We start from the raw sequence: 24,416 nt of genomic DNA on the forward strand, positions 1-24,416 counted from the left end.
CTCAAGCTTCCTCGATGTTGAATTCCAAAGGTCTTGCCGCCTTGATTGCCTCTTGAGCGATCAGTTCGTCAAGTGCTGCCTGTGGAATCTTGTCATCGACATAGAGCATCGCAATGGCATCGCCGCCTGGATGATCACGTCCGAGCGCGAAGTTTGCGATGTTGATTTTATGCTTGCCGCAGATCGTTCCAAGCAGACCGATCATGCCTGGAATGTCGACATTGGTGACATAAAGCATGTGCGGACCGACTTCCGCATCAAGGTTGATTCCCTTGATCTGGATGAAACGGGCCTTGCCATCCGAAAAGCAGGTGCCGGCAATCGAGCGTTCACGTTCCGTGGTTTTCACGGTCAGCTTGATATAGCCGTCAAAAATACCGGACTTGTCGCGCTTGATCTCGGAAACGATGATTCCGCGTTCCTTCACCATGATCGGTGCCGAAACCATATTCACATCGGCCACTTGCGGACGGATCAGACCAGCAAGAGCAGCACTGACCAGAGCACGGGTGTTCATGGCGGCTGTCGCGCCATCAAAAAGCACTTCCACTTCCTGAATAGGCTCGTCCGTCACCTGACCGACAAAAGCCCCCAGAACTTCTGCAAGCTTGATGAATGGTCTAAGACGCGGCGCTTCTTCTGCGGTGATCGAAGGCATGTTGATCGCGTTGGAAACTGCCCCTTTAACCAGATAGTCCGACATCTGCTCGGCCACCTGGATCGCCACATTTTCCTGCGCTTCGGACGTGGAAGCACCAAGATGCGGTGTGCAGACCACATTGGGCAGATTGAACAATTCGTTCTCTGTGGCGGGTTCGGTTTCGAAGACATCAATCCCGGCACCGGCAACATGACCGGATTTCAGCGCTGCGACTAAGTCTTTTTCAACGATCAGACCGCCGCGTGCACAATTGACAATGCGCACGCCCGGCTTTGTCTTCGCAAGTGCCTCAGCATTGATGATGCCGCGCGTTTTATCGGTCAGTGGTGTGTGCAGCGTGATGAAATCAGCGCGTGCCAAAAGTTCATCCAGCTCAAGCTTTTCGACGCCAAGCTCCTGCGCCCGTGCTTCCGACAGAAACGGATCGAACGCAACGACATGCATCTTGAGACCAATAGCGCGCGCAGCAACAACCGCGCCAATATTGCCGCAACCCACAACACCAAGCGTTTTGCCGGTAATTTCCACGCCCATGAAGCGGTTCTTTTCCCACTTGCCAGCGCGGGTGGAAACGTCTGCCTCTGGCAACTGCCGCGCAACTGCAAACATCAATGCAATGGCATGTTCGGCGGTGGTGATGGAATTGCCAAAAGGCGTGTTCATCACAATAATACCGCGGCGCGAGGCCGCTGGAATATCAACATTGTCCACGCCAATACCGGCGCGACCAATGACCTTGAGCTTGCTTGCTGCTGCAATCAGCTTTTCGGTTGCCTTGGTGGCAGAGCGAATGGCAAGGCCGTCATACTGACCAATAACTTCAAGCAGCTTTTCTTTGTCTTTGCCAAGCTCTGGCAGGTAATCAACTTCAACGCCGCGATCCTTGAAAATCTGAACGGCAGTCGGCGACAATTTATCGGATACGAGTACGCGAGGTGCCATAAGGGCCTCCTTCGGATTTCGGATGTGCACGATAATAAGATGCGGGCTATGGCCGTCCCAACTCCGGCCACAGCTCTCTGCATCGCTTGCGATTATGCAGCGGCTTTCAATGCAGCTTTCTGCGTGGCAAAAGCCCAATCAAGCCAGGCCGTCAGCGCTTCCAGATCAGAAGCCTCGACCGTCGCACCCGTCCAGATGCGAAGGCCAGAAGGCGCATCGCGATAAGAACCGATATCGAAAGCAACGCCTTCCTTTTCGAGAGACGAGACGATGCCCTTGGCAAAAGCTGCCTGTGCATCCGCCGAAAGTGCGCTTACTTCCGGATCAACAATTGTCAGACATATCGATGTGTTGGAGCGCGTTTCTGGCTTTTTGGCCAGATTGGCAATCCACGGCGTTCTCTCAACGAAGGCATTGAGCACGGCAAAATTTGCATCCGCACGTTCGACAACACCATCAAGGCCACCGATGGACCGCGCCCAGCTCAGTGCATCAAGATAATCTTCAACGCAGAGCATCGAAGGGGTGTTGATGGTTTCGCCAACGAAAATGCCTTCGATCAGCTTACCGCCGGACGTCATGCGGAAGATCTTTGGCAACGGCCATGCTGGCTTATAGCTCTCCAGACGCTCAACAGCGCGTGGGGAAAGAATGAGCATACCATGCGCGCCTTCACCGCCCAGCACTTTCTGCCAGGAGAATGTCACCACATCAAGCTTTGCAAAATCAAGGCGCTGCGCAAAAGCAGCCGAGGTCGCATCGCAAATGCTCAGACCCTTGCGGTTGGCCGGAATGAAATCGGCATTCGGCACACGCACACCCGAAGTGGTGCCATTCCATGTGAAAACCACGTCGCGGTCGAAATCAACTTCAGCAAAATCGACAATCTCACCATAGGGTGCAACAAAGGTGCGGGTGTCTTCAAGCTTGAGCTGCTTGATCACGTCTGTAACCCAGCCGGCGCCGAAGCTTTCCCATGCGACCATATCAACGCCTCGCTCACCAAGCATCGACCACAGCACCATTTCCATCGCACCTGTATCCGATGCAGGAACAATGCCTATGCGGTAATCAGCTGGAACGCCAAGAATTTCACGGGTAAGGTCGATGGCTTCTTTGAGCTTGTTCTTGCCGATTTTCGCGCGGTGCGAGCGGCCAAGCGGCGCATCGGCAAGCGCTTGAAGCGACCAGCCGGGACGTTTTGCACAGGGACCTGAAGAAAAATTAGGGTTAGCCGGGCGAACTGCCGGCTTCGCAATCGTCGTCATTTTGTTTCCTATCCTCTCAGATAGCACGCGCCTCGTTGGGGAGGCGTGGCCCGCTGATGAAAATACCGGAAAGCAAGATTTTCACAATATGCTGTGGCAGATATTTTTACAAAACCCGCCACGGCAGCCGCGGCGGGTTCAACTGTTCAAAAGTTATTTGCTGGATGGCTTATCTTGCATGCGCCTATAAATACTTGCAACGAGCGCACCGGAAACATTGTGCCACACACTGAAAACAGCACTCGGAACGGTCGCCAAAGGCGAGAAATGCGCATTCGCAAGCGCCGCACCCAGACCGCTGTTCTGCATACCAACCTCAATACTGATGGCCTTGCGTTTGGCAAGCGAAAGACCGGCTGCGCGGGCCGCGAAATATCCCAGCAGCAAACCGAAACCATTATGCAGCACGACAACTGCGAAAATCATTGCACCTGACTGGGCGATCGCGGCTTTGTTGACGGCAACCACAGCTGCAACAATCAAAACGATACCGATAACCGACACCAGTGGCAGCATCGGCACCGCAGCCTTCACAAGACCAGGCATCAGCTTTTGCAGAATGAAGCCCAGCGCGAGCGGTACGAGAATAACCTTGAGGATGCTGATAAACATACTCATCGCATCGACCGGAAGATACTGACTGGCAAAGAACCACACGAGAAACGGTGTAACGAGGGGAGCAAGCAAAGTCGTAACACTGGTGCAGGCAACACTGAGCGCAACATCTCCTTTGCTGAGATAGGTCATAACATTGCTGGCTGTGCCACCCGGACAGCAGCCGACAAGAATGACACCGGCAGCAACCTCAGGTCCCATCGGAATAATCCGGGTCAACAAAACCGCAAGGAGCGGCATAATCAGGAATTGAGCCCCAACACCAATGAGCACTTCAAACGGCCGCTTTGCAACTTCCGCAAAATCCTTGGTCGAAATTGTAAGACCCATGCCAAACATGATGATGCCAAGCAACACAACGATCCATGGCGCAAACACGCTGAACGTCGATGGCAGCAGGAAGCCAAGCACGGCAAAGACGAGTATCCAGACAGCAAAGGAGCGTCCGACGAAATCTGACAAAGCGACGAGGGCTTTCATTTCTCTCCCTTCAGACTGCGCACAGTCTAATTTTTATTTTTGAGACAACATGAATTTCATGCGGCCTTTTATGCGCAATTTGAAATTTTAAAAACGAAAAATAGCTAAGTTGCTAACTTATGTATGGTTTGGATGGGAATTTAGGACATAAAAAGAAAAAGACCCGGCTTGCCGAGTCTTTGGTTCAATCAATGCGCTCTGTATGATCAGCCGCCAAACATATAGCGAAGGCCAACGCGTATATCGTGCACATTCATGCCCTTGTCGTAGCCGTTGCCGATAGTCGGGTTGCCCTCAAACATCTTTCCGCCGTTGATATGACGATATCGATATCCGGCATCAAGCTTGAGATTGTGTGTGAGATCAACCGAAGCGCCGGCCATCAGCGCATAGGTGAAACGCCAGTTCGCATCACCAGAATAGACATCATTGTTCTGCGTATCGACCACATCCGCCCATTTCACGCGCGTGCCGCCGATGCCAGCGCCCAGATAAGGGGTCACGCCTGCAAAATTTCCCAGATCAACATAGGCATTTGCCAGAAGCGACAAGCCGGACATGTGGCTTTCGTCACGCTCGCCAGCAAACTTAGAGCGTGCCATATAGTCGAGGGTTAGATCCGTGCGGAAATAATCCGTCACCTGATAGCCAACACCGCCACCAATAAGGAACGAGCCTTTGAGGTCGCCCGAAATGGTGTTGTTCTCAAATACGGAACTGCCACAATTGCTGGTGCAAGGGGACGTGGCGTAATCGGCGTGCTTAAAGCGGTTCCACGAATACCCGATATCGCCGCGCAGATACCAGCCACCAACCGCAGGCGGGGTAACGATTACTTCTGGAACCTCTTCAGTAAAATCTGCCGCAACAGCTGCCGGAGCGAAGGCCATTATGGACAACGACACAGCAAGGCTTGCGCAGAAAATTTTAATAAAGCCGTTCATCTATGCGTCCCATCAAGCTGTTACGCCGCAAACGCGTCGCAACTGAATTTCAAGAGCGAGACTAAAGATGAAAAGTTAAATACAACTTAACCTTATTTCTTAACCATTTTTCTTGCGTATTATCCCGCGCAAAAAGCTCACGCACTTTTGCTGGAAATGTTTTATTCAGATGAAAGCGCAACGGCAGGCAACAATCGTGAAGCTTTGCGGGCGGGCAGAAAGCCAAACACGAGGCCGGTGGCAAAGGCACAGGCAAAAGCCAGCAGAACCGGACCTGCGCTATAGCCGATCGTCAGCCCGGCCAGACCTGCAAGCGTTGCGGCGCCCAGGCCCACAAGGACGCCGATAGCGCCTCCGATAGCCGAGACGGTCAGAGCTTCGGTGATGAATTGCAAAAGAATATCGCGGCGGCGCGCGCCCGTTGCCATGCGCACACCAATTTCGCGCGTTCGTTCGGTCACGCTGACCAGCATGATGTTCATCACGCCAATGCCGCCAACCAGCAGTGAGATTGCTGCAACAGATCCGAGAAATATGGTCAGCGTCGACCCCATCGCCGCTGCATCATCACGAATAGAGGACATATTGGTGATCATGGTATCGCGCTGTTTGTGGCGCTGGTCCAGCAATTCCTGAATCTGGTCCTGTGTGGTGTTGATGAGGTCAGAATCTTTCACCTGAACCGTGATGGTGCGCACATATTTCTGGCCGAAAAGCCGTAGATTGCCCGTTGTCAGCGGTACGACCACGACGTCGTCCTGATCTGATCCCCCAAAGCCTGCGCCTTTTGATTCCAGCGTGCCAATGACCTGAAACGGTATTTTCTGGATCAGAATATACTGGCCAATCGGGTTTGAACCATCTGGGAACAGCGTTTTCTCGACAGTCTTTCCAATCACAGCAACCGGCGCATAACTCTCCATGTCATGTTCAGTGATGAAGTCGCCGCTTTCGATTTTCCATGACTTTGCGGTCGAGAAAGCCGGAACAGTGCCGTTGGCCTGTGACTGATAATCAATATTTCCACGTCTCAATGTCACACTGCCGGTCACTTCCGGTACGGCCGTTTTCACATTGGGCAATTGCAGGATGGCGTCAGCGTCTTCGGGAACAAGCGTTGCGACCGAGCCGGAGCCGCGAAACCCCGGCATGGATGGCCGGATAAGCACCAGATCGGTCCCCATCGCATTGATGCGATCCAGGATAGAATTTTGTGCGCCTGTGCCGATTGCAAGCATTGTGACAACCGAACTCACCCCAATGATGATGCCAAGCAATGTGAGCACCGTGCGGAAGATGTTGGCGCGCAAGGCCCGCATCGCCATTTTGACCGCTTCTGAAATATCGGCCATGCCTGCGGCACTGTTTGCCGCTATTTGCTGCAGGTTCTGCGGTGCATCACTGTCAGGCATTTCACGCATGAGCGTATCGGACAGGATTTGTCCATCACGAATCTCGATCAGCCGGTCTGCGCGCTCCGCCACTTCGCGGGCATGGGTGATCACGATGATCGTATGACCCTGTTCATGCATTGCGCGCAGCAGCGCCATCACATCTTCGCCGCTCTGGCTGTCGAGCGCACCTGTCGGTTCATCGGCAAGAATGATGCGTCCGCCATTCATCAGTGCGCGCGCAATCGAAACACGCTGCTGCTGACCGCCAGAGAGCTGATTGGGGCGATGGTCCAGTCGGTCGCCAAGCTTGAGCGAATTCAAAAGTTCGGCTGCACGCGCATGACGCTCTGCTGCCGGCATACCGGCATAAATGGCCGGAACCTCGACATTTTCCTGAGCCGTTGATGTGGCAATGAGATTATAGCTTTGGAACACGAAGCCGAATGTGCGGCGGCGCAGCGCGGCCAACTCATCCGCATCAAGCGTCGAGACATCCTCACCTTCAAGCCAATATTCACCACCGCTCGGGCTGTCGAGACAGCCCAGAATGTTCATCAGCGTCGACTTGCCTGAACCGGAAGCGCCCTTGATGGCCACGAATTCACCGGCACGAATATCAAGCGTGATGCCATGCAGCACTTCAACGGCAAGGTCGCCATTGTGATAAGTTTTGCGAATATCCTGCAATCTGATGAGGGGCATGTCATTCATCGCTGATTCCATTAGAGCCGCTCCTGTTTTAACGGTCTCGTAGGATCCGCTCTATCTCTTTGTTTTTAAGCATTGTCTCACGCAAAACCGCTTCGCACTTTTGCTGGAAATGCTCTAGAAGAACATACCGCCGGACCTGCGGCCACGTGCATTGGAGCCTGCGGTTGCAGATGCTGAGGTGACGATGACCTTGTCGCCTTCTTCAAGACCGTTCTTAATTTCAGCCTGCACGCGGTTGCGAACGCCGACTTCAACGGTGCGTTCGGCCACCGAACCATTTTGATCGACGACCTGAACACTCGTCTGCGGTTTGCCTGCACCATCAGGCTTGGCGTGAAGCGCTGCGGTGGGAACAATGAGCACGTTGTCTGCGTGATTGAGCACGAAATAGACCTGTGCACTCATATTGATCATGAGTTCGCCGGTTGGATTGGGAACGTCAAACAGCGCATAATAAAGAACGACATTATTGTCAGTCTGAGGCGTTGGTTTGATCTGGCGTAACGTGCCGGTAAAACGCTTGTCCGGCTGGCCGAGAAGTGTGAAATAGACTGGCATTCCGGGCTTCAGCCTGCTGATGTCAGCTTCGGAAACCTGGGCTTCCACGGTCATGACTTTGAGGTCTGCGACCGTTACCACGGTCGGTGCACTCTGCACGGCATTCAGCGTTTCGCCCTCTTTGGTGGTCTGATCAACGACGGTGCCGGTCATAGGGCTGTAAATTTTTGTATAGCCAAGATCGACCTTGTCGCTTGCAAGCTGTGCCTCCTGCTGGCGGATTTGCGCACTCAGGGCTTTGACATCGGCTTCGGCCATGGACAGGTCGGCATCAGCCTGATCAATCGTCGACTGTGATGCGTTGCGGGTGGCGAGCAGCGAGCGCTGGCGGGCAGCATTGGCTTTCTTGAGCGTAAGCTGTGCCTGTTTGCTTAACAGCTGCGCTTTCAGATTATCGAGCTGGGCGCTGGAAATCTCTACTTTTTTCTCAAAAGGGGAGGGGTCGATTTCGGCAATCAAGTCACCTTGTTTGACTTCATCGCCAACTTCAACCTTCACGCTTTTTAACTGCCCCGAAACCTGCGCGCCGACATTGATGCTGCGCAAAGCGTTGAGTTTGCCAACTGCTGTTATCGAATCTTCGATATTTCCACGTTGCACGGTTTCAGCCAGATAAGCGCTTTGCTGGCTGCCGGATTCCCGCCCACTCAGCACATACCAGCCACCACCCAGTACGATCAAAGCAATCGGCAGCAGAAGCCAGAAGCGGCTTCGATTGCGCTTTACGCGCTTTTGCTTTGAACCTGTGGAAAGTGAATCGTTGGATTTGAGCACCCGGTAACCTCTGAAAATCAATATCAAACCAGTCTTTGCTGGTTATCTATGTCTACATATTCAGGAATTCATCTTAATTATTTGTCATGCGCCTAATAGCCCCAAAAATGGGTGGCTTGAATCATCATTTAACCCAAGGGTGAACAATAAAAGAAAAGCCGGGGATCCCCGGCTTATTCTCACTTTATATGCCCGATTTATCAGGCTGTGCCGGTTGAACCGAAACCGCCAGCACCGCGAGCTGTTTCGCTGACCTGTGAGCGCTCTTCAATTTTTGGCTGAACGACCGGCGCGAACACAGCCTGTGCAATGCGCATACCGCGTTCGATGCGGAAGTCTTCGTCACCGAGATTAACAAGAAGCACCTTCACTTCGCCGCGATAGTCGGAATCAATGGTCCCCGGCGTGTTGAGGCAGGTGATGCCATGCTTGAAGGCGAGGCCAGAGCGAGGGCGGATCTGCACTTCATAGCCTTCCGGGATTTCAAAGATGAGGCCGGTTGGTACCAGGGTGCGGCGTCCCGGCAGAAGCACGATCTGGCGATCTTCTGCTACAGCGGCGCGGAGATCCATGCCAGCCGAGCCGGAGGTCTCATAAGCGGGGAGATCAAGGCTTTCCGCATGTTCAAGGCGAATGATGCCGAGCGTTGGTGCTGTCATGAGGGGGCCTTTCCTACGTGAAGTTAAATTGGCGACGCTCATACGTGAAAACACATCAAAGGTGTACCGCCTATTTTTAGTTTTGCAATGATAGTGCGGCACAGGATCATGCTTTTACACCATGAGCTGCCTTTCACGGGAGAATTAATCCCGTTCAAGCGGCACAGCCGTGGTTTCCTTGATCTCTTCCATGACGAAAGAAGCCGACACATCCGACAAAGGAACGCTTGCGATCAGCCGCTGATAGAGCCGGTCATAAGCCTTGACGTCTGAAACGCGCGCTTTGAGCACATAGTCGAGATCGCCGGTCATGCGATAGACGCCAACGATTTCCGGAAAACGGGCCGTGGCGCTGCGAAATTTCCCCAGCCACTCGGGGTCGTGGCTTGATGTGCGAACCAGAATGAAGACGGAAAGGCCGCAACCTGCCATTTCGGCATCGACCAAAGCGACACGCGCCTTGATGACGCCTTCATCTTCCATGCGTTTGACCCGCCGCCAGCAGGCATTGCGGGAAAGATGCACGCGCTCTGAGAGAGAATCAACGGATAGGGTTCCGTCAATTTGCAACTCATTCAAGATTTTTCGATCAATTTCATCCAGTGTGAGCTTCATATTGGGATGATTGTCTCATAAAATGTAAATTATCAAGGATAAATTGAGATTTCATCTCGTTTGCTTTTGCTAAAATGATTTTCCGGAAAGGCGCTTCTGCGCCGCATAAATGGGAACAAATTGCTCGTTGACGGGAGTATTTTCAATGACAACACGTATTACACGGCTTTTTACGGAGCATCCTGAATCCGTAGATGAAACCTATTTTGAGCATATGGCCTTTGCTGGTCGTTTTTCGTTCAAGCTTTTTTGTGCAGCTTTTGCTGCCCTCATTCATGCAATTTTGCCATTTTTGTTCGAGAAGACTGCGAGCACAATTGTTCGCCAGTTGTATGAGCGAACTCATAACCGGGGCCGGTAATCGCCGGATCGAAAATGTGTCGTTGGGCCGCTTATCTTGGACCTGAAACCTATCTGGAAGACATTATATCGTCTCCCTGTCATTCGCTCGTGGCGCAGAGCCACGACGCGCATGAAGCAAAAACACGAACCAATGGCGACGGTTTTGGTGTTGCCTGGTATGGCGAGCGCAGTGAGCCGGGGCTTTATCGGGATATTCTGCCCGCTTGGTCCGATCAGAACTTACACAGTCTTGCGCGGCAGATCCGGTCGCGCCTTTTTCTTGCCCATGTCCGCGCATCAACCGGTGGATTGACAAGCCGCTCCAACTGTCACCCCTTCGTTTCAGATCGCTGGAGCTTTATGCATAATGGACAGATCGGCAATTTCGACCGTTTGCGGCGCAGGCTGGAAGGCCATCTGAGCGACGAGGTCTATGCGCAAAAACACGGCGCGACTGATTCGGAGCTGATCTTTCTTCTGATGCTGGAGTTTGGCCTTGATCGAGATCCTGTTCTGGCCATGAAGCGCATGGTTTCAACAATTGTTGAAGACGCCGTGCGCGCGGGTGTGCCGCCATTCCTGCGGCTGACGGCGGCTTTCTCCGATGGCAATCAGCTTTATGCAATCCGTTATGCCACCGATGCCTTTGCGCCGACGCTTTATACGGCCACGCTGGGCAGCGCGTCTGGTATATGCGTTGTATCGGAGCCACTTGATGGGGATGCTGCAAACTGGATGGCCGTGCCGGCAAACAGTTTTGTTACTGTTTCCCGGCAGGGGCGTATTGCGATTGATGCGTTTTTGGAACCCGCTTCGCGTTCTTGTGAGAAGGCCGAGGTCTAGGCACTGCCAATCAATATGCCGGCAGCCAGCACAAGCGCGCCACCGAACACCACCTGAAGGGCTGCGCGGAAGAATGGCGTTTCCATATAGCGGTTCTGGATGAAAGCGATGGCCCAGAGTTCGAAGAACACAAGAATTGCTGCGATGCTTGTCGCGGTCCAGAAGTCTTTGATGAGATAGGGCAGGGTGTGGCCAAGGCCGCCGAGTGTCGTCATCACGCCGCAGGAAATGCCGCGCTTGATCGGTGACCCACGGCCTGACAGCTTGCCATCATCATGCACGGCTTCCGTAAAGCCCATCGAAATACCCGCACCCACCGAGGCCGAAAGGCCGACGAGAAATGTCTGCCATGTATCCTGCGTGGCGAAAGCTGCCGCAAAAATCGGCGCGAGAGTGGAGACCGAGCCATCCATCAACCCAGCCAGACCCGGCTGCACATAGGTCAGGATGAACTGTTTCCGCTCAAGTGCGCGTTCTTCGTCCTGCACGGTGTGCGGTGTGAGTTCATTCTCAAGCGATTCAGCTTTTGCTTCGTGCTTTTTTTCCTGCAGTGCAAGGTCGCCCAGCAGTTGGCGTGTCTGCGCGTCGGTGACACGTTTGGCAGCTTCAATATAAAAGCGGTAGGCTTGCTCTTCCATTTGCGCTGCGGCGTCACGCACCTTGTCGATCCCCAGGGGGCGGACAAGCCAGTCGGGTTTGCGCTCATAATATCCGCTGACATGTTCACGGCGAATGAGCGGAATATTGTCCCCAAAACGGGCGCGGTGTCGCGCAATGAGCGCATCACGATGCTGATGCTCTTCATCAGCCATTTGTTCAAAGATTTTCGCCGACTGCGGAAATTCATCACGCAGGCCGTCAGCGTAGGCCAGATAGATGCGTGCGTCATCTTCCTCCGATGAAATGGCGAGGGCGAGGATCTCCTGTTCGGAGAGTGATTCAAAAGGGCGGCGGCCATTGCTGAAAAATCGACTAATCATTTCTCAAATCCATAGTTTAGAATAGTTCTAAGTAAGGGATTTTTGGGCTGAAAGTCAAGCCTTGCAGCGAAGGCACAATTGGCGCATTAAACCCCGGCCCAATAAAGAGGGCTTCACATCAGCAAACCCGTCAGAAGAGAACGAATTGATGGCATCGACAAACTCCCATACAAGCCCCAATCCCCGCCCGCTAAACCGGCAGGATTTCCGCACCCTTGGCCTTTCTGCATTGGGCGGTGCGCTGGAGTTTTATGATTTTATCATCTTCGTGTTTTTTGCGAGCGTCATTGGTCATTTGTTTTTCCCGCCCGATATGCCTGACTGGCTGGTGCTGATCCAGACTTTTGGCATCTTCGCTGCTGGTTATCTGGTGCGTCCGATTGGTGGCATCGTGCTGGCGCATTTCGGTGATAAATTTGGCCGCAAGCGCGTGTTTGCATTCTCGGTATTTCTGATGTCGATCTCGACCTTGGCGATGGCCTGCCTGCCAACCTATGCAACGCTTGGCGTTGGCGCGCCCATTCTGCTGATCATCTTCCGCATGTTGCAGGGCGCTGCCATCGGTGGCGAAGTGCCCGGCGCATGGACCTTTGTGGCGGAGCATGTCCCCGCCAATCGTGTTGGCATGGCGTGCGGCTTCCTCTGCTCGGGCCTGACACTCGGTATCATGATCGGCTCGCTGATCGCCACCGCCATCAACTGGATTTTCACGCCGGAAGAACTTGCTGCTTACGCCTGGCGCATACCATTCTTCATCGGTGGTATTTTTGGCCTATTCGCCGTTTATCTGCGCCGCTGGTTGGCTGAAACCCCGATTTTCACCGAGATGAAGAACAGTCATCTCCTCAAGGACAAGCTGCCGCTTGGCACCGTTCTGCGCAACCACATGCATGGGGTTATCATTTCTGTGCTGCTGACCTGGATTCTGTCGGCTGGCATTGTCGTCACCACGCTGATGACGGCAACTTTCTTGCAAAAACTTTATGGCTACACGCCTTTGCAGTCGCTTGCCGCCACGAGCTTCGGCACGTTGTTTCTGATGTTTGGAACAGTGAGTGCCGGCGCGATCGTTGATCGCATTGGCAGCGGCCGATTCTTTGCGGTCGCTGGTATTTTCTTCGGTATTGCGACTTTCGTGTTCTACACCTATGCGGCAGTTTCTCTGCCTGTTCTGTTTGCGCTTTATGCAGTGATGGGCCTTTCGGTGGGCATGGTTGGCGCGGCCCCTTATGTGATGGTGCGGGCATTTCCGGCGCCGGTGCGCTTCTCGGGCCTGTCGTTTTCCTACAATGTTTCCTATGCGGTTTTCGGTGGTCTGACGCCGGTGATCGTAACCTCGCTTCTGGCGGTCAATCCGATGGCGCATGCCTGGTATCTGGTGTTCATCGCCGCTCTGACCTCTGTGCTTGGCCTCTACCTGATTGCCCGCAGCGATCAGGTTGAAGGGGCTATCGGGCTTGATGATCTGCCTGCCGTTCCACAGGTGAACTGATAAAAAGGGCCGCGAAAGCGGCCCTTTTCTTTGTTTAGTGTACCGCCAGTTTCGCGGTGCCAATTTCCTTATCGTGGACGGCGAAGCGGTCGATCATGTCACTACTTGCTTCATTAAAGCCGATCACCGAAACATCCGTACCGCTGGCACGGTATTTCAAAACAACTTTATCAAGAGCGTCGACTGATGTGATATCCCACAGATGGGCATGACTGACATCAATCGTCACTTTCTTTGCAGGCGTGGAAAAATCGAAAGCCGCAATGAAGCTTTGCGCGGAGGCAAAGAAGATTTGGCCCTGAACGGTGTAGGTGCGCTCGTTTTCATCCTCATTGATGGTTTCGCTTACACGGAACATCTTTGCGACCTTGCCTGCGAAAAATACACCGGAAAGCAGCACGCCAACCAGAACGCCCTTGGCAAGATCATGGGTGGAAACCACCGTTATGACGGTTGCAAGCATGACAATGGAGGAGGATGGCGGGTTGCGGCGTAGATCAAGGATCGAACGCCATGAGAAGGTGCCAATTGACACCATGATCATCACCGCCACGAGGGCTGCCATCGGAATGATCCGCACCAGATCGTCGAGAACGAGAATAAGAAACAGCAGGAAAGAACCAGCAACAAAGGTTGAAAGCCTGCCGCGACCGCCGGATGTGACATTGATCACCGACTGTCCGATCATGGCGCAACCACCCATGCCACCAATCATCGCGGATGCGATATTGCTGGTGCCCTGACCAATGCATTCCTGGCTTTTGTTGCTGGTTGTATCCGTCATGTCATCGACAATCTGGGCGGTCAACAGCGATTCGAGCAGGCCAACGGCTGCAAGCGTGATCGAATAAGGCAGGATGATTTGCAGTGTTTCGAGGGTCAGCGGCACTTGTGGAAGCGCGAAGATCGGCAAAGCCGATGGCAATTCGCCAAGATCACCCACGGTGCGCAGATCCATGCCGGTTGTCCACGCAAGCGTGGTCAAAACCGCGATTGCCACCAGTGGCGATGGGATCACTCTGGTTATGCGCGGAAACAGATAGATGATGGCGAGGCCACCTGCGATCATCCAATATGTCTCGACGGGGACATGGATGAGTTCGGGCAATTGTGCCATGAAAATGAGGATTGCCAAGGCATTGACGAAGCCGGTGATGACGGATCGCGAAACGAAACGCATCAGCCGCCCGACTTTGAGAAAGCCTGCGATGATTTGAAAAAAGCCCATCAGGATCGTGGCTGCAAAAAGATATTGCAACCCATGTTCTTTGACGAGTGAGACCATCACCACAGCCGTTGCAGCGGTCGCAGCAGAGATCATGCCGGGGCGTCCGCCGGTGAATGCGGAAACACAGGCAATGGCGAAAGAAGCGAAAAGGCCGACTTTGGGATCGACGCCGGCGATAACAGAAAAGCCGATAGCTTCCGGGATAAGAGCGAGTGCTACGACGATACCGGAAAGAATATCGCCGCGAATATTGGAGAACCACTCGCGGCGGTAGGCAGCAAGACGTGTCATTGAATTTTCCGCAAATAGAAAACGGACAGGGATGCCCGAATCAACATGGCCGATTGTAAAAATGGGGATGTTGTTGCGTTGTCTGGCGGATAGGCGGCCAGAAGAGCCACCCGGGCTTTCACCGGGTCCTTGCGAATACGCTTGTATAAACAAAAAAAGCGCAGCAGGGCAATGGCCCGCTGCGCTTTCTGTTGAGCGGTGCTGATTAGAGTATCTTTTGCATGAAGGTCAGGTCTAGCCAGCGTCCGAATTTCTGGCCCACCTGTTTCAGCGTACCACTATCTTCAAAGCCTTGCGATTTGTGCAGCGCGATTGATGCTGCATTGCCAGATTCGATGCCTGCTACAAGGACATGGACTTTGCGTTCGCGTGCTTCTTCTACAAGCTCTGCCAGAAGTGTGCGTCCAATACCGCCACCGCGTGCATCGCTTGCCACATAAACAGAGAGTTCGGATGAGTGGCGGAAACCTTCAAACGGACGGAATGGGCCATAACTTGCATAGCCAACGACCTGTCCCTCCCGTTCAGCCACCAGAACCGGAAAGCCGTCCCGGTTGCGATTTTCAAGCCATTCGCGGCGGTTTTCCAGATCGACGAGCGTTTCGTTCCAGATGGCAAGCGTGTTCTCGACCGCATCATTATAGATTGCAAGCAGAGCAGGGAGGTCAGCTTCGTTGGCAAAGCGGATGGTGAGGGTCATTTCAGAGGCCTTAATGAATAAGAAAACGGCGGGATTTTTCCCGCCATTTTCGATCACTTTCAAGTGGATAAAAATCAGCCTTGCGCTTTTAACTCCAAACGGCGGCGATGCAGGACTGGCTCGGTGTAGCCATTCGGCTGTTCGCGGCCCTTGAAAACGAGATCACAAGCTGCCTGGAAAGCAATCGACTTATCGAAGTCTACGGCCATCGGACGATAAAGCGGATCGCCTTCATTCTGCTTGTCCACGACAGCTGCCATGCGTTTTAGGGTTTCCATGACTTGCGCTTCTGAAACCACGCCATGATAGAGCCAGTTGGCGATATGCTGTGCCGAAATACGCAGCGTGGCACGGTCTTCCATCAGGCCAACATTGTTAATGTCCGGCACTTTCGAGCAGCCTACGCCCTGATCAACCCAGCGCACGACATAACCGAGAATGCCTTGCGCATTGTTGTCGATCTCGTGCTGGATGTCTTCCGGTGTCCAGTTTGGACGGCTTGCGACCGGCACGGACAGAATGTCGTCGAGCTTGGCACGTGGGCGACTTTTCAGTTTCTCCTGAACTGCTGCCACATCAACCTGATGATAATGGGTTGCGTGCAGGGTTGCTGCGGTCGGCGATGGCACCCATGCGGTGTTCGCTCCAGCCTTCGGATGGGCGATTTTCTGTTCGAGCATGGCGGCCATCAAGTCCGGCATGGCCCACATGCCCTTGCCGATCTGCGCATGGCCGGAAAGGCCGCATTCAAGACCGATATCGACATTCCACTGTTCATAAGCGCCGATCCAGGCGGCCTGCTTCATGTCGCCTTTGCGGATCATCGGGCCAGCTTCCATCGAGGTGTGGATTTCGTCGCCGGTGCGATCAAGGAAGCCGGTATTGATGAAGACGACGCGTTCTTTCGCGGCGCGGATTGCTTCCTTGAGGTTAACCGTGGTGCGGCGCTCTTCATCCATGATGCCGATTTTCAGTGTGTTCGGCTTCATGCCAAGCAGCTCTTCGGTGCGGGTGAAGATTTCATTGGCAAATGCCACTTCCTCCGGTCCGTGCATCTTTGGCTTGACGATATAGACCGAGCCTTCGCGCGAATTCAGGTGGCGACCGTTCGGGCCAATATCATGCAGTGCAATCAGGCTCGTGAAAGCGGCATCCATAATGCCTTCCGGCACTTCATGGCCGTCGGCATCAATGATCGCCGGATTGGTCATCAGGTGGCCGACATTGCGCACCAGCATCAGCGAACGGCCCTTGAGGGTAAGGTCGGAACCATCAGGCGTTTTATAGCTGCGGTCTCCATTGAGGCGGCGCGTCATCTGCTTGCCGTTCTTCTCGAACGTGTCTTCAAGCTTGCCATTCATCAGGCCGAGCCAGTTGCGATAAACCGCAACCTTGTCTTCCGCATCGACGGCCGCAATCGAATCTTCGCAATCCTGAATCGTGCTGATAGCCGACTCCAGAACCATGTCTGCGATATGCGCCGGGTCGGTCTTGCCGATCGGGCTGTCCGCATTGATGACGATATCGACATGCATGTTGTTCTTGGCCAAGAGCACATTGGTGGGTGCGCTTTCATCGCCATTATAGCCTTTGAACTGACTGCCGTCCTTCAAGGCGGTGGCTGAGCCATCGGCAAGCGTTACAGCGAGTTTGCCGTCCTTGACGGAAAGGCCGGTGACGTCGGCCCATTTGCCCGCATTGAGCGGTGCGCTTTCATCGAGAAAATTCTTGGCCCATGCAATGACTTTTTCGCCGCGCTTCGGGTTGTAGCCTTTGCCTTTTTCCGCGCCGTCCTCTTCGGAGATCGCATCGGTGCCGTAAAGCGCGTCATAGAGCGAACCCCAGCGTGCATTGGCGGCGTTGAGCGCATAGCGTGCATTCATGACCGGAACGACAAGCTGCGGCCCTGCAATATGCATGATTTCCGGGTCGACATTGGCAGTCGAAACCTTGAATTCTCCGCCTTCCGGCAGGAGGTAGCCGATATCTTTCAGGAATTGCTGATAATCCGCCTGCGAATAGCCTTTGTCGCGATTGTCCTTGTACCAGGCATCAATCTTGGCCTGCATGTCGTCGCGCTTTTTGAGGAGGGCGCGATTCTTCGGTGCGAGATCGCGGATGATGGCGGCGAAGCCCTTCCAGAAGGCGTCTGGTTCAACGCCCGCGCCGGGTGCGGCTTCGCTTTCCAGAAACTCCACCAGTTCAGGGGCAACGCGCAAGCCTTCTATCTCAACGTAATGACCGGCTTTCTGAGAAACCATGGCTCTGCCTCCTTCAAATAAAAAAACACTGCCAGTATCTTTCAACACCAGCCATTAAGATGTCTTTGAACCGCTTTAGCGCGCTTTCGTCAATCAGCGTGCGGGCACATCATCTGTGACGCTGCGGCGAAAATGAATTACAAGTTCAGGGTGCGTTTAATCTGATCAGGAGTCCAGCCCTGTTCGCGCAGGCTGCTGAGTGCCGTATCCTTGCGGCTTTTGGATAGTTTCAGACCATCATCGCCCAGCACAAGATCGTGATGATGATAAAGCGGTTCCGGCAAGCCCAGAAGCTTCTGCAGAAGCCTGTGCACAGATGTTGCATGAAACAGGTCGCGCCCGCGGACAATATGCGTGATGCCTTGCAACGCATCATCCACCACGACGGAAAGATGATAGCTCGTAGGTGTGTCTTTACGGGCAATCACCACGTCGCCCCATTGTGCAGGATCGGCGATAAGGTGGCCGGTCTCACCGTCCGGGCCTTGGCCGCTTTCATTCCAGAACAGCGCTTCGCCAGCCATGTCGAGCGCTTTCTCCATATTGAGCCGCCACGCATAGGGCGCACCGGAAACGATACGCTGCATCTGTTCCTTGTCGCTCATCTCCCGTTCGCCTTGCGGATAAAGCGGTGTGCCGTCCGGATCGGACGGCCAGTCCTGGCCCTTGGCATGCGCTTCGCCGATAATCGCGCGCACCTCGGTGCGACTCAGAAAGGCGGGGTAGACGAGGCCCTTATCTGCAAGCTTGGTCAGCGCATTGCGATATTCGCTAAAATGCTCCGACTGGCGGCGTACCGGCTGTTCCCATTCAAGTCCAAGCCAGTGGAGATCATCATAGATGCCCTGTTCGAGCACTGGCGTGCAGCGGGCGGTGTCGATGTCTTCCATGCGAAGCAGAAAGCGTCCTTCGCTTGTCCGTGCCATTTGTGCATTGAGAAGTGCAGAATAGGCGTGGCCAAGGTGCAACTGACCATTGGGGCTGGGAGCGAAGCGAAAAACAGGTTTTGTCATGTTGATGTCAGTTGATTGTCATTTGACGGTATTGGTACTTTGCGCGCGTGTGAAAAGAAAGGCCTGACAATGCGGCGGATCGATACATTGGACGATATTGAAGCCGGGCTTGAAGCGCTGGTGTTAGCCGACGCACGGCTAATCGATATCCGAGGCCGTTCTCATGCCGTGCCGCTGCGCAGGTCTCAGCCGGGCTTTGAAAGCCTCGCCTCGATCATCGTTGCACAACAGGTTTCAACAGCCAGTGCGAGTGCCATATGGGCGCGATTCAAGCAGGTGATCGATCCGATGACACCGGAAGCTTATATCGCAGGCGGGGAAGAGGCATGGCGTTTTGCTGGGCTCTCTAGACCAAAACAGAGAACGCTTTTTGCCTTGAGTGAAGCCTTGGCAGAAGGGGCAATCGACCTGTATGGGCTGTGTGATCTGCCTGCCGAAGAAGCGATCAAGGCGTTGACCGCTATTAAGGGCATCGGCCCCTGGACGGCTGAAGTCTATCTGCTGTTTGCTGCTGGTCATCCTGATGTGTTTCCGGCGGGCGATGTGGCGCTGCAAACGGCTGTCGGTCACGCTTTCGCGCATGAAACGAGGCCTGATGCGGCGGCTCTTCGTGTATTGGCTGAAGACTGGGCGCCATGGCGCGGCGTGGCAGCGCGTTTGTTCTGGGCATATTACGCCGCAATCAAGGGACGCGAAGCTGCCCCTCTTCTGTAAATCTTGCGTGTTTCCGGGGTGATAAACGCGTTTCCGCTTCACAATCCTGTCACGTCGGGATTACATTATTCGCATCAGGTGAATGACGGTATTTCGATTCGCAGAAACTTGATCTCCTGCCTATCGCGCTGCCGCTTTCACAAAGCTGGAGCGTTGTAGGTTGCGCCCATAACGGGTGCGGGGCGCTTCGGTGAAGAGCGCAGTTCCGCATGGAAAGCCATTCGCACTTTTCCTTTCGGAGTTGCTCTGAAGGAGGTGTGCCCTTGAATGTAGCCGTCTCTCCCCGAACCGTTTCGAGCAGTGGTTTGCCTGCTCTGGTTCTCAATGCGGACTATCGGCCGCTCAGCTATTACCCTTTGTCGCTCTGGTCCTGGCAGGATGCGATCAAGGCAGTCTTTCTTGAACGCGTGCATATCGTGGCGGAATATGATCAGGTCGTATCTTCGCCATCGTTTTCCATGCGTTTGCCGAGCGTGATTTGCCTGAAAGAATATGTAAAGCCGCCGCGTCATCCGGCGTTTACGCGCTTCAATCTGTTTCTGCGTGATCGTTTTGAATGTCAGTATTGCGGCTCTCCGCATGATCTGACCTTTGATCACGTTACCCCGCGTTGCCATGGCGGCGAGACGACGTGGGAAAATGTGGTCGCCGCGTGCTCCCCTTGCAATCTGCGCAAAGGCGGGTTGATGCCAGCTCAAGCACATATGTGGCCGCGTCAGAAGCCGGTCATGCCGAGCGTGCAGGATCTGCACAAAAATGGCCGTCTTTTCCCACCCAACCATCTTCATGAAAGCTGGCTCGATTTTCTGTATTGGGATGTCGAACTGGAGCCTTAGTGTCTGCTCCAAAAGTCGCCATGCCGGTCTGCAAATGGCAATTTGTCTACGTTCCGATGCTCATGCACCCAAAATTATATTTCGCTTCGGCATTCGAGAACCACCATTTTCGCCATGGCCTGCCGCTTTTTGATTCGGATCCCAGAAAGAACAACTTCCTCAGAATTCCCTCTTACTTTCCACCTTTTGCAAAAGCGCCGTAGTAGCCAATCGCTGCAAAAAGCAGGCTTGCGACCACGTTCCATCCTGCAAATGACAGGCCGAGAAAGAAGCCCGGTGCGCTGTCACATGCAGGCGGGCGGGTCGCGTTGAGATCGCCGAGCAGATTGCCGGCATCCAGCGTGAGCTTCATGGTGGCTGCGCTGCAATCAGCCGGACCCGGCCAGTATTTGAGTTCGACACCGGTGTGATAGATGGCAAGCGCAAGGCCAAAGGTCATCAGCAGTGCACCAATCAGGATCAGACCGCGCGTGAGAACCGGAGGCCATTTCAATCTATAAGAAACCCAGGCTGCGGCCAGAACCGGAACGCCGATATAATAAGGCGTGCGTTCTTCAAGGCAGAGTTTGCAGGGCATGAAACCAGCCAGATGCTCGAAGCCCAAAGCCGTTCCGACTGTTGCAGCCATTCCGACTGCCATGATGCCTGCGGTCCAAGACTGAATTTTGCCAACCGGTTTGTTAAGTGCAAATGCCATATGAAATTTCCTGCGCCATGCTGGCCTTATTTCTTTAGCCTAAAATACTGCTTTGTCTCCAAGCAATTAAATTTGACCGGCTTGAGGCAAAATCAGGCGTTCAGATATTTAATCCCGACGAAGAGCACGATCAGCAAAACAGCAACGAGACCAGCCAGCAGGCCGAGACGCTTTTCGATAAATTCGCGGATCGGTTCACCATAACGCTTCAACAGCCATGCGAGGAAGAAGAATCGTGCGCCGCGCGCAATGATCGCGGATGCAATGAACAACCAGATATTGATGCCTGCCGCGCCGGAGAGGATGGTGACAACCTTGATCGGCGGCAGATGCGCGAGGCCTGATGTGATGAGCATCAGCAGAATCATGTCGGCGCTGGTCGTTCCGCGCATTTGCTCGAAGGTGTCGAGCTTGCCATACATTTCAAGCACAGGCTTTGCGACCTGCTCATAGGCATGATAGCCCAAATACCAGCCTGCTATGCCGCCAAGAACGGAAAAGATGGTTGCGACGAGCGCGTAACGATAGGCCCGTTCCGGGCGCGCAAGCGCCATCGGAAGAAAGAGCACATCGGCGGGCACCAGAAATACCGAGCTTTCTATAAAGGCGATGAAGGCGAGCCAGTATTCGGCCGACTTTCGGGCAGCAAGCGAGATCGTCCAGTCATAGAGTCGGCGCAGCATGAAAATTTCCGGATTTTTTAAGGGGGCAAACACCCAGGGATTATTTGCACCGTCTATAATAAAAAAAGGCGGCGCGAACAATGCGCGCCACCCTTTTAAAGTCGTGTTTGCTGATTTTTATCGTTTGTAAGCGCTGCAAATATATTTGGTTTCGAGATATTCCTCGATGCCATATTTCGAGCCTTCGCGACCGAGCCCCGACTGTTTTACACCACCAAATGGTGCGACTTCGTTGGAGATAAGGCCGGTGTTGTGTCCAACCATGCCATACTCCAGGCCTTCGCTGACGCGGATCGCGCGGCTGAAGTTCTCCGTATAGAAGTAAGCGGCCAGACCGAAGATCGTATCGTTGGCAGCCGCGATCACTTCTTCTTCCGTGTCGAAGGCAAACAGCGGTGCAAGCGGGCCAAAGGTTTCTTCCTTGGCAACAAGCATATCCGAGGTCACGCCGGTCAGAATGCCCGGTTCAAAGAACAGGCCACCCAGTTCCTTGCCGCCTGCAATAAGCTTTGCACCTTTTGAAACCGCATCTTCAATATGCGCCTTCACTTTGGTGATGGCCTTTTCTTCGATCATCGGGCCGATGACGACGCCCGGCTCGGTGCCATTGCCGACTTTTAATTCTTTCACTTTAAGCGCCAGCTTTTCAGCAAACGTGTCGTAAACGCCGCGCTGCACATAGATGCGGTTGGCGCAAACACAGGTCTGCCCGGCATTGCGGTATTTGGAAAGCATCGCGCCGTCCACAGCCGCATCGATGTCGGCATCGTCGAACACGATGAAAGGTGCGTTGCCGCCAAGCTCAAGTGAGATGCGCTTGATGGTCGGTGCGCATTGCGCCATCAGCAGGCGACCAACTTCGGTCGAGCCGGTGAAGGAAAGCTTGCGGACAATGTCATTGCTGGTGAGTTCGGCGCCGATGTCGCGGGCCTTGCCGGTCACGATCTGCAGAACGCCTGCCGGGATGCCAGCCTTTTCCGCCAGAACACCAAGCGCAAGCGCGGTCAGCGGGGTGAGATCGGCAGGCCGGACGATCATCGTGCAGCCAGCTGCCAGTGCGGGCGCTGCCTTTCGCGTAATCATGGCCGCCGGGAAGTTCCATGGCGTGATTGCCGCCGTCACACCGACCGGCTGACGGATCACGGTCAGGCGCTGGCCGGGCTGTGTGGCCGGAATGGTGTCGCCATAGACGCGCTTGGCTTCTTCTGCGAACCATTCAATGAAAGAGGCCGCATAAAGAACTTCACCACGCGCCTCAGCGAGCGGTTTGCCCTGTTCCGATGTCATGATAAGGGCAATGTCATCTGCATTGGCAATGATCAGGTCAAACCATTTGCGTAAGATTCCAGCGCGCTCTTTGGCGGTCTTTGCAGCCCAACCCGGCAGCGCCTTGTTCGAAGCGTTGATTGTCTCTTTAATAGTGTCGACAGAGAGGGAGGGAACGGTGCCAATGACGGAGCCATCGACCGGATTGGTGACGTCAATAGTTTTGCCGTCTGCTGCGTCTATCCAGTTTCCATCCACAAGACATTGCGATTTAAGCAGTGAGGGGTCTTTTAAAGCGAGCATATCTGATATTCCATCCCAGTCTTGAAGAACTAAGCTGTTCAGTATATTGAACGGCTTACGATATATTGAATTAAACAGACCGTGACGGATAAAGTCAATCGGTCAGTCAGGTTAGCGGCTAAGCATATGGATAAAACGGTGAGCGACGACGAGAGTTCCCTGAAGCTGGTTCCGGCTGTGGTTCGGGCTTCGCAAATTCTGGATCAGATTGCGCAGGCAAATCAATCCGGCAGAGAAGGGCTGAAGCTCTCGGATATTGCGCGCCAGACCGGATTGCCCAAAAGCAGTGTGCATGGCCTGTGCCAGACAATGGTTCATCTTAAATTGCTGAAGCTTAATCGTGATGGCAGTTTTACCACGGGGCCGCATTCCGTTCGCTGGGCGAATAGCTTCCTTGCCGGAAGTGATATTGTGGATGCGTTTCATGAGGCCGTGGCAGAAGCAGAAGGGCTTGATCCTTATACATTGACGCTTTCGCACCTTGAAGGTCCGGAAGTCATTTATCTCTCTTGCCGTGACTCGTCTGCGCCGCTTGGCATTACGTTCCGCATTGGGATGCGTGTGCCAGCTGTGTTTACCGCGACCGGAAAGGCGATGCTGTCTTCGATGTCCCCACAGGAGTTGACGCGTCATCTTCCTTCTGAATGGCCCAAGCCCATTACACCTTCAAGCGTTCAATCCTTGAGGGCGTTCGAAGCAGAAATGGCTGTGGTGAAGAAGAAGGGCTATTCGCTCGATGACGGTCAGTTGCGTGAAGGTATGTTTTGTATCGGTGCCGCGATCTGTGATCGTCCAAATCATCCTGTGGCCGGGATTGCTCTTTCTATGATGGCCGCAGAGGCGCGGCCGGAGATTCTTGAGACGATGGGTGGGCGGGTGCGCGCATTGGCGGACTGCGTTGCTGAGCGTATGGGTTGGCTGCTCGCACCGTCGCGTTAAGTGCAATATTGATTTGGTATAGAGTTGGGATGTTTTAAATTGTTTGTGTTTGGTAAAAATGGGTTGTTTTGCCTGTGGAAAGAAAAGTTATCCTTTTTGCGGATTATGCGTTGACAGTTTTGTTGAGTGGGGTCTATATGGCGCCACAACGAGGGCGGCGACGCTGCTAGCGGCAGACTGGTTCGTCCCTTGAGTTGGCAGATTGAG

Annotated in this window: 22 protein-coding genes and 1 other annotated feature; of the genes, 6 read left to right on the top strand and 16 right to left on the bottom strand. The window is 53.9% G+C overall.

The window, feature by feature from the left end:
- Position 1: 1 nt before the first annotated feature.
- The 8 genes from serA to VBH83_RS13140 form a co-directional block, all read right to left on the bottom strand.
- On the bottom strand, positions 2–1,603 hold the full coding sequence (gene serA / locus VBH83_RS13105) for a phosphoglycerate dehydrogenase (protein ID WP_265984770.1): 1,602 nt from the start codon (positions 1,601–1,603) through the stop codon (positions 2–4).
- A 92-nt stretch (positions 1,604–1,695) separates the two neighbouring features.
- Positions 1,696–2,871 carry a phosphoserine transaminase gene (locus tag VBH83_RS13110; protein WP_265984769.1) on the bottom strand — a complete coding sequence of 392 codons (1,176 nt, stop codon included), beginning with the start codon at positions 2,869–2,871 and terminating at the stop codon, positions 1,696–1,698.
- 153 nt (positions 2,872–3,024) lie between these two features.
- Positions 3,025–3,966: a bile acid:sodium symporter family protein gene (locus VBH83_RS13115; protein WP_396998124.1), complete on the bottom strand. Its 942-nt coding sequence runs from the start codon at positions 3,964–3,966 to the stop codon at positions 3,025–3,027.
- A 206-nt stretch (positions 3,967–4,172) separates the two neighbouring features.
- Entirely contained in the window at positions 4,173–4,910 is a 738-nt protein-coding gene (locus VBH83_RS13120) for an outer membrane protein (RefSeq protein ID WP_265984767.1), read from the bottom strand.
- 161 nt (positions 4,911–5,071) lie between these two features.
- Positions 5,072–7,015, bottom strand: a complete 1,944-nt coding sequence (locus VBH83_RS13125; protein WP_323054545.1) for a MacB family efflux pump subunit — start codon at positions 7,013–7,015, stop codon at positions 5,072–5,074.
- A gap of 114 nt (positions 7,016–7,129) precedes the next feature.
- Positions 7,130–8,347: an efflux RND transporter periplasmic adaptor subunit gene (locus VBH83_RS13130; RefSeq protein WP_265984765.1), complete on the bottom strand. Its 1,218-nt coding sequence runs from the start codon at positions 8,345–8,347 to the stop codon at positions 7,130–7,132.
- A 200-nt stretch (positions 8,348–8,547) separates the two neighbouring features.
- Positions 8,548–9,006 (bottom strand): dUTP diphosphatase, encoded by a 459-nt coding sequence (gene dut, locus VBH83_RS13135; protein WP_265984764.1) that lies wholly within the window; start codon positions 9,004–9,006, stop codon positions 8,548–8,550.
- Positions 9,007–9,150: 144 nt separating this feature from the next.
- Positions 9,151–9,621 (bottom strand): Lrp/AsnC family transcriptional regulator, encoded by a 471-nt coding sequence (locus tag VBH83_RS13140; protein ID WP_265984763.1) that lies wholly within the window; start codon positions 9,619–9,621, stop codon positions 9,151–9,153.
- A gap of 145 nt (positions 9,622–9,766) precedes the next feature.
- Here VBH83_RS13140 and VBH83_RS13145 point away from each other — a divergent pair, with 145 nt between their 5' ends.
- Entirely contained in the window at positions 9,767–9,982 is a 216-nt protein-coding gene (locus VBH83_RS13145; protein ID WP_140021890.1) for a DUF6356 family protein, read from the top strand.
- Between the two features lie 14 nt (positions 9,983–9,996).
- Positions 9,997–10,806 carry a class II glutamine amidotransferase gene (locus VBH83_RS13150; protein WP_265984762.1) on the top strand — a complete coding sequence of 270 codons (810 nt, stop codon included), beginning with the start codon at positions 9,997–9,999 and terminating at the stop codon, positions 10,804–10,806.
- Here the strand turns inward: VBH83_RS13150 and mbfA are convergent.
- Complete coding sequence (mbfA, locus tag VBH83_RS13155) at positions 10,803–11,786, bottom strand: iron exporter MbfA (protein ID WP_396998128.1); 984 nt, start codon at positions 11,784–11,786, stop codon at positions 10,803–10,805. The genes VBH83_RS13150 and mbfA overlap by 4 nt on opposite strands.
- Positions 11,787–11,934: 148 nt before the next feature.
- Between mbfA and VBH83_RS13160 the strand changes: the two genes are divergently transcribed.
- On the top strand, positions 11,935–13,278 hold the full coding sequence (locus VBH83_RS13160) for an MFS transporter (protein WP_265984760.1): 1,344 nt from the start codon (positions 11,935–11,937) through the stop codon (positions 13,276–13,278).
- A 34-nt stretch (positions 13,279–13,312) separates the two neighbouring features.
- Here the strand turns inward: VBH83_RS13160 and VBH83_RS13165 are convergent, their stop codons facing one another.
- The 4 genes from VBH83_RS13165 to gluQRS all read right to left on the bottom strand — a co-directional run bounded on the left by VBH83_RS13165 (position 13,313) and on the right by gluQRS (position 18,771).
- Entirely contained in the window at positions 13,313–14,797 is a 1,485-nt protein-coding gene (locus VBH83_RS13165; RefSeq protein WP_265984759.1) for a SulP family inorganic anion transporter, read from the bottom strand.
- 76 nt (positions 14,798–14,873) lie between these two features.
- Positions 14,874–14,929, bottom strand: a sequence feature (sul1 is cis-regulatory element that is thought to sense ions involved in sulfur or methionine metabolism; They are found in Alphaproteobacteria).
- Between the two features lie 73 nt (positions 14,930–15,002).
- The gene (locus tag VBH83_RS13170) at positions 15,003–15,497 is read right to left on the bottom strand and encodes a GNAT family N-acetyltransferase (protein WP_265984758.1); all 495 of its coding nucleotides are present in this window, start codon (positions 15,495–15,497) and stop codon (positions 15,003–15,005) included.
- A gap of 74 nt (positions 15,498–15,571) precedes the next feature.
- Positions 15,572–17,758, bottom strand: a complete 2,187-nt coding sequence (locus VBH83_RS13175; protein WP_396998131.1) for a malate synthase G — start codon at positions 17,756–17,758, stop codon at positions 15,572–15,574.
- Positions 17,759–17,895: 137 nt separating this feature from the next.
- Positions 17,896–18,771, bottom strand: coding sequence for a tRNA glutamyl-Q(34) synthetase GluQRS (gene gluQRS, locus VBH83_RS13180; RefSeq protein ID WP_265984756.1), 876 nt, complete (start codon positions 18,769–18,771; stop codon positions 17,896–17,898).
- A 69-nt stretch (positions 18,772–18,840) separates the two neighbouring features.
- Between gluQRS and VBH83_RS13185 the strand changes: the two genes are divergently transcribed.
- Together VBH83_RS13185 and VBH83_RS13190 are read left to right on the top strand one after the other, a co-directional pair.
- Positions 18,841–19,485, top strand: a complete 645-nt coding sequence (locus VBH83_RS13185) for a DNA-3-methyladenine glycosylase (RefSeq protein ID WP_265984952.1) — start codon at positions 18,841–18,843, stop codon at positions 19,483–19,485.
- Positions 19,486–19,748: 263 nt separating this feature from the next.
- Positions 19,749–20,321 carry an HNH endonuclease gene (locus tag VBH83_RS13190; RefSeq protein WP_026070265.1) on the top strand — a complete coding sequence of 191 codons (573 nt, stop codon included), beginning with the start codon at positions 19,749–19,751 and terminating at the stop codon, positions 20,319–20,321.
- Positions 20,322–20,493: 172 nt separating this feature from the next.
- On the opposite strand, the gene VBH83_RS13195 is transcribed toward VBH83_RS13190, so the two are convergent.
- From VBH83_RS13195 to VBH83_RS13205, 3 genes are all read right to left on the bottom strand, one after another.
- Positions 20,494–21,018, bottom strand: coding sequence for a disulfide bond formation protein B (locus VBH83_RS13195; protein ID WP_265984755.1), 525 nt, complete (start codon positions 21,016–21,018; stop codon positions 20,494–20,496).
- A gap of 92 nt (positions 21,019–21,110) precedes the next feature.
- Entirely contained in the window at positions 21,111–21,701 is a 591-nt protein-coding gene (locus VBH83_RS13200) for a YqaA family protein (RefSeq protein WP_019186284.1), read from the bottom strand.
- 117 nt (positions 21,702–21,818) lie between these two features.
- Positions 21,819–23,270 carry an NAD-dependent succinate-semialdehyde dehydrogenase gene (locus VBH83_RS13205; RefSeq protein ID WP_265984754.1) on the bottom strand — a complete coding sequence of 484 codons (1,452 nt, stop codon included), beginning with the start codon at positions 23,268–23,270 and terminating at the stop codon, positions 21,819–21,821.
- Between the two features lie 126 nt (positions 23,271–23,396).
- Here VBH83_RS13205 and VBH83_RS13210 point away from each other — a divergent pair, with 126 nt between their 5' ends.
- Positions 23,397–24,209, top strand: coding sequence for an IclR family transcriptional regulator (locus tag VBH83_RS13210; RefSeq protein ID WP_265984753.1), 813 nt, complete (start codon positions 23,397–23,399; stop codon positions 24,207–24,209).
- Positions 24,210–24,416: the final 207 nt, after the last annotated feature.

This window comes from Ochrobactrum sp. S1502_03, assembly GCF_044435015.1.
In the GTDB taxonomy this organism is placed as follows: Bacteria; Pseudomonadota; Alphaproteobacteria; order Rhizobiales; family Rhizobiaceae; genus Brucella; species Brucella chromiisoli.

Excerpts from the sequence above, each read along its gene's own strand:
- VBH83_RS13205 (WP_265984754.1), bottom strand. The coding sequence starts at position 23,270 with ATGCTCGCTTTAAAAGACCCCTCACTGCTTAAATCGCAATGTCTTGTG.
- VBH83_RS13165 (WP_265984759.1), bottom strand. The coding sequence starts at position 14,797 with ATGACACGTCTTGCTGCCTACCGCCGCGAGTGGTTCTCCAATATTCGC.
- VBH83_RS13170 (WP_265984758.1), bottom strand. The coding sequence starts at position 15,497 with ATGACCCTCACCATCCGCTTTGCCAACGAAGCTGACCTCCCTGCTCTG.
- serA (WP_265984770.1), bottom strand. The coding sequence starts at position 1,603 with ATGGCACCTCGCGTACTCGTATCCGATAAATTGTCGCCGACTGCCGTT.
- dut (WP_265984764.1), bottom strand. The coding sequence starts at position 9,006 with ATGACAGCACCAACGCTCGGCATCATTCGCCTTGAACATGCGGAAAGC.
- VBH83_RS13210 (WP_265984753.1), top strand. The coding sequence starts at position 23,397 with ATGGATAAAACGGTGAGCGACGACGAGAGTTCCCTGAAGCTGGTTCCG.
- VBH83_RS13185 (WP_265984952.1), top strand. The coding sequence starts at position 18,841 with ATGCGGCGGATCGATACATTGGACGATATTGAAGCCGGGCTTGAAGCG.
- VBH83_RS13175 (WP_396998131.1), bottom strand. The coding sequence starts at position 17,758 with ATGGTTTCTCAGAAAGCCGGTCATTACGTTGAGATAGAAGGCTTGCGC.
- VBH83_RS13110 (WP_265984769.1), bottom strand. The coding sequence starts at position 2,871 with ATGACGACGATTGCGAAGCCGGCAGTTCGCCCGGCTAACCCTAATTTT.
- VBH83_RS13145 (WP_140021890.1), top strand. The coding sequence starts at position 9,767 with ATGACAACACGTATTACACGGCTTTTTACGGAGCATCCTGAATCCGTA.
- VBH83_RS13195 (WP_265984755.1), bottom strand. The coding sequence starts at position 21,018 with ATGGCATTTGCACTTAACAAACCGGTTGGCAAAATTCAGTCTTGGACC.
- VBH83_RS13150 (WP_265984762.1), top strand. The coding sequence starts at position 9,997 with ATGTGTCGTTGGGCCGCTTATCTTGGACCTGAAACCTATCTGGAAGAC.
- VBH83_RS13160 (WP_265984760.1), top strand. The coding sequence starts at position 11,935 with ATGGCATCGACAAACTCCCATACAAGCCCCAATCCCCGCCCGCTAAAC.
- VBH83_RS13120 (WP_265984767.1), bottom strand. The coding sequence starts at position 4,910 with ATGAACGGCTTTATTAAAATTTTCTGCGCAAGCCTTGCTGTGTCGTTG.
- VBH83_RS13115 (WP_396998124.1), bottom strand. The coding sequence starts at position 3,966 with ATGAAAGCCCTCGTCGCTTTGTCAGATTTCGTCGGACGCTCCTTTGCT.
- VBH83_RS13125 (WP_323054545.1), bottom strand. The coding sequence starts at position 7,015 with ATGAATGACATGCCCCTCATCAGATTGCAGGATATTCGCAAAACTTAT.
- VBH83_RS13200 (WP_019186284.1), bottom strand. The coding sequence starts at position 21,701 with ATGCTGCGCCGACTCTATGACTGGACGATCTCGCTTGCTGCCCGAAAG.
- mbfA (WP_396998128.1), bottom strand. The coding sequence starts at position 11,786 with ATGATTAGTCGATTTTTCAGCAATGGCCGCCGCCCTTTTGAATCACTC.
- gluQRS (WP_265984756.1), bottom strand. The coding sequence starts at position 18,771 with ATGACAAAACCTGTTTTTCGCTTCGCTCCCAGCCCCAATGGTCAGTTG.
- VBH83_RS13140 (WP_265984763.1), bottom strand. The coding sequence starts at position 9,621 with ATGAAGCTCACACTGGATGAAATTGATCGAAAAATCTTGAATGAGTTG.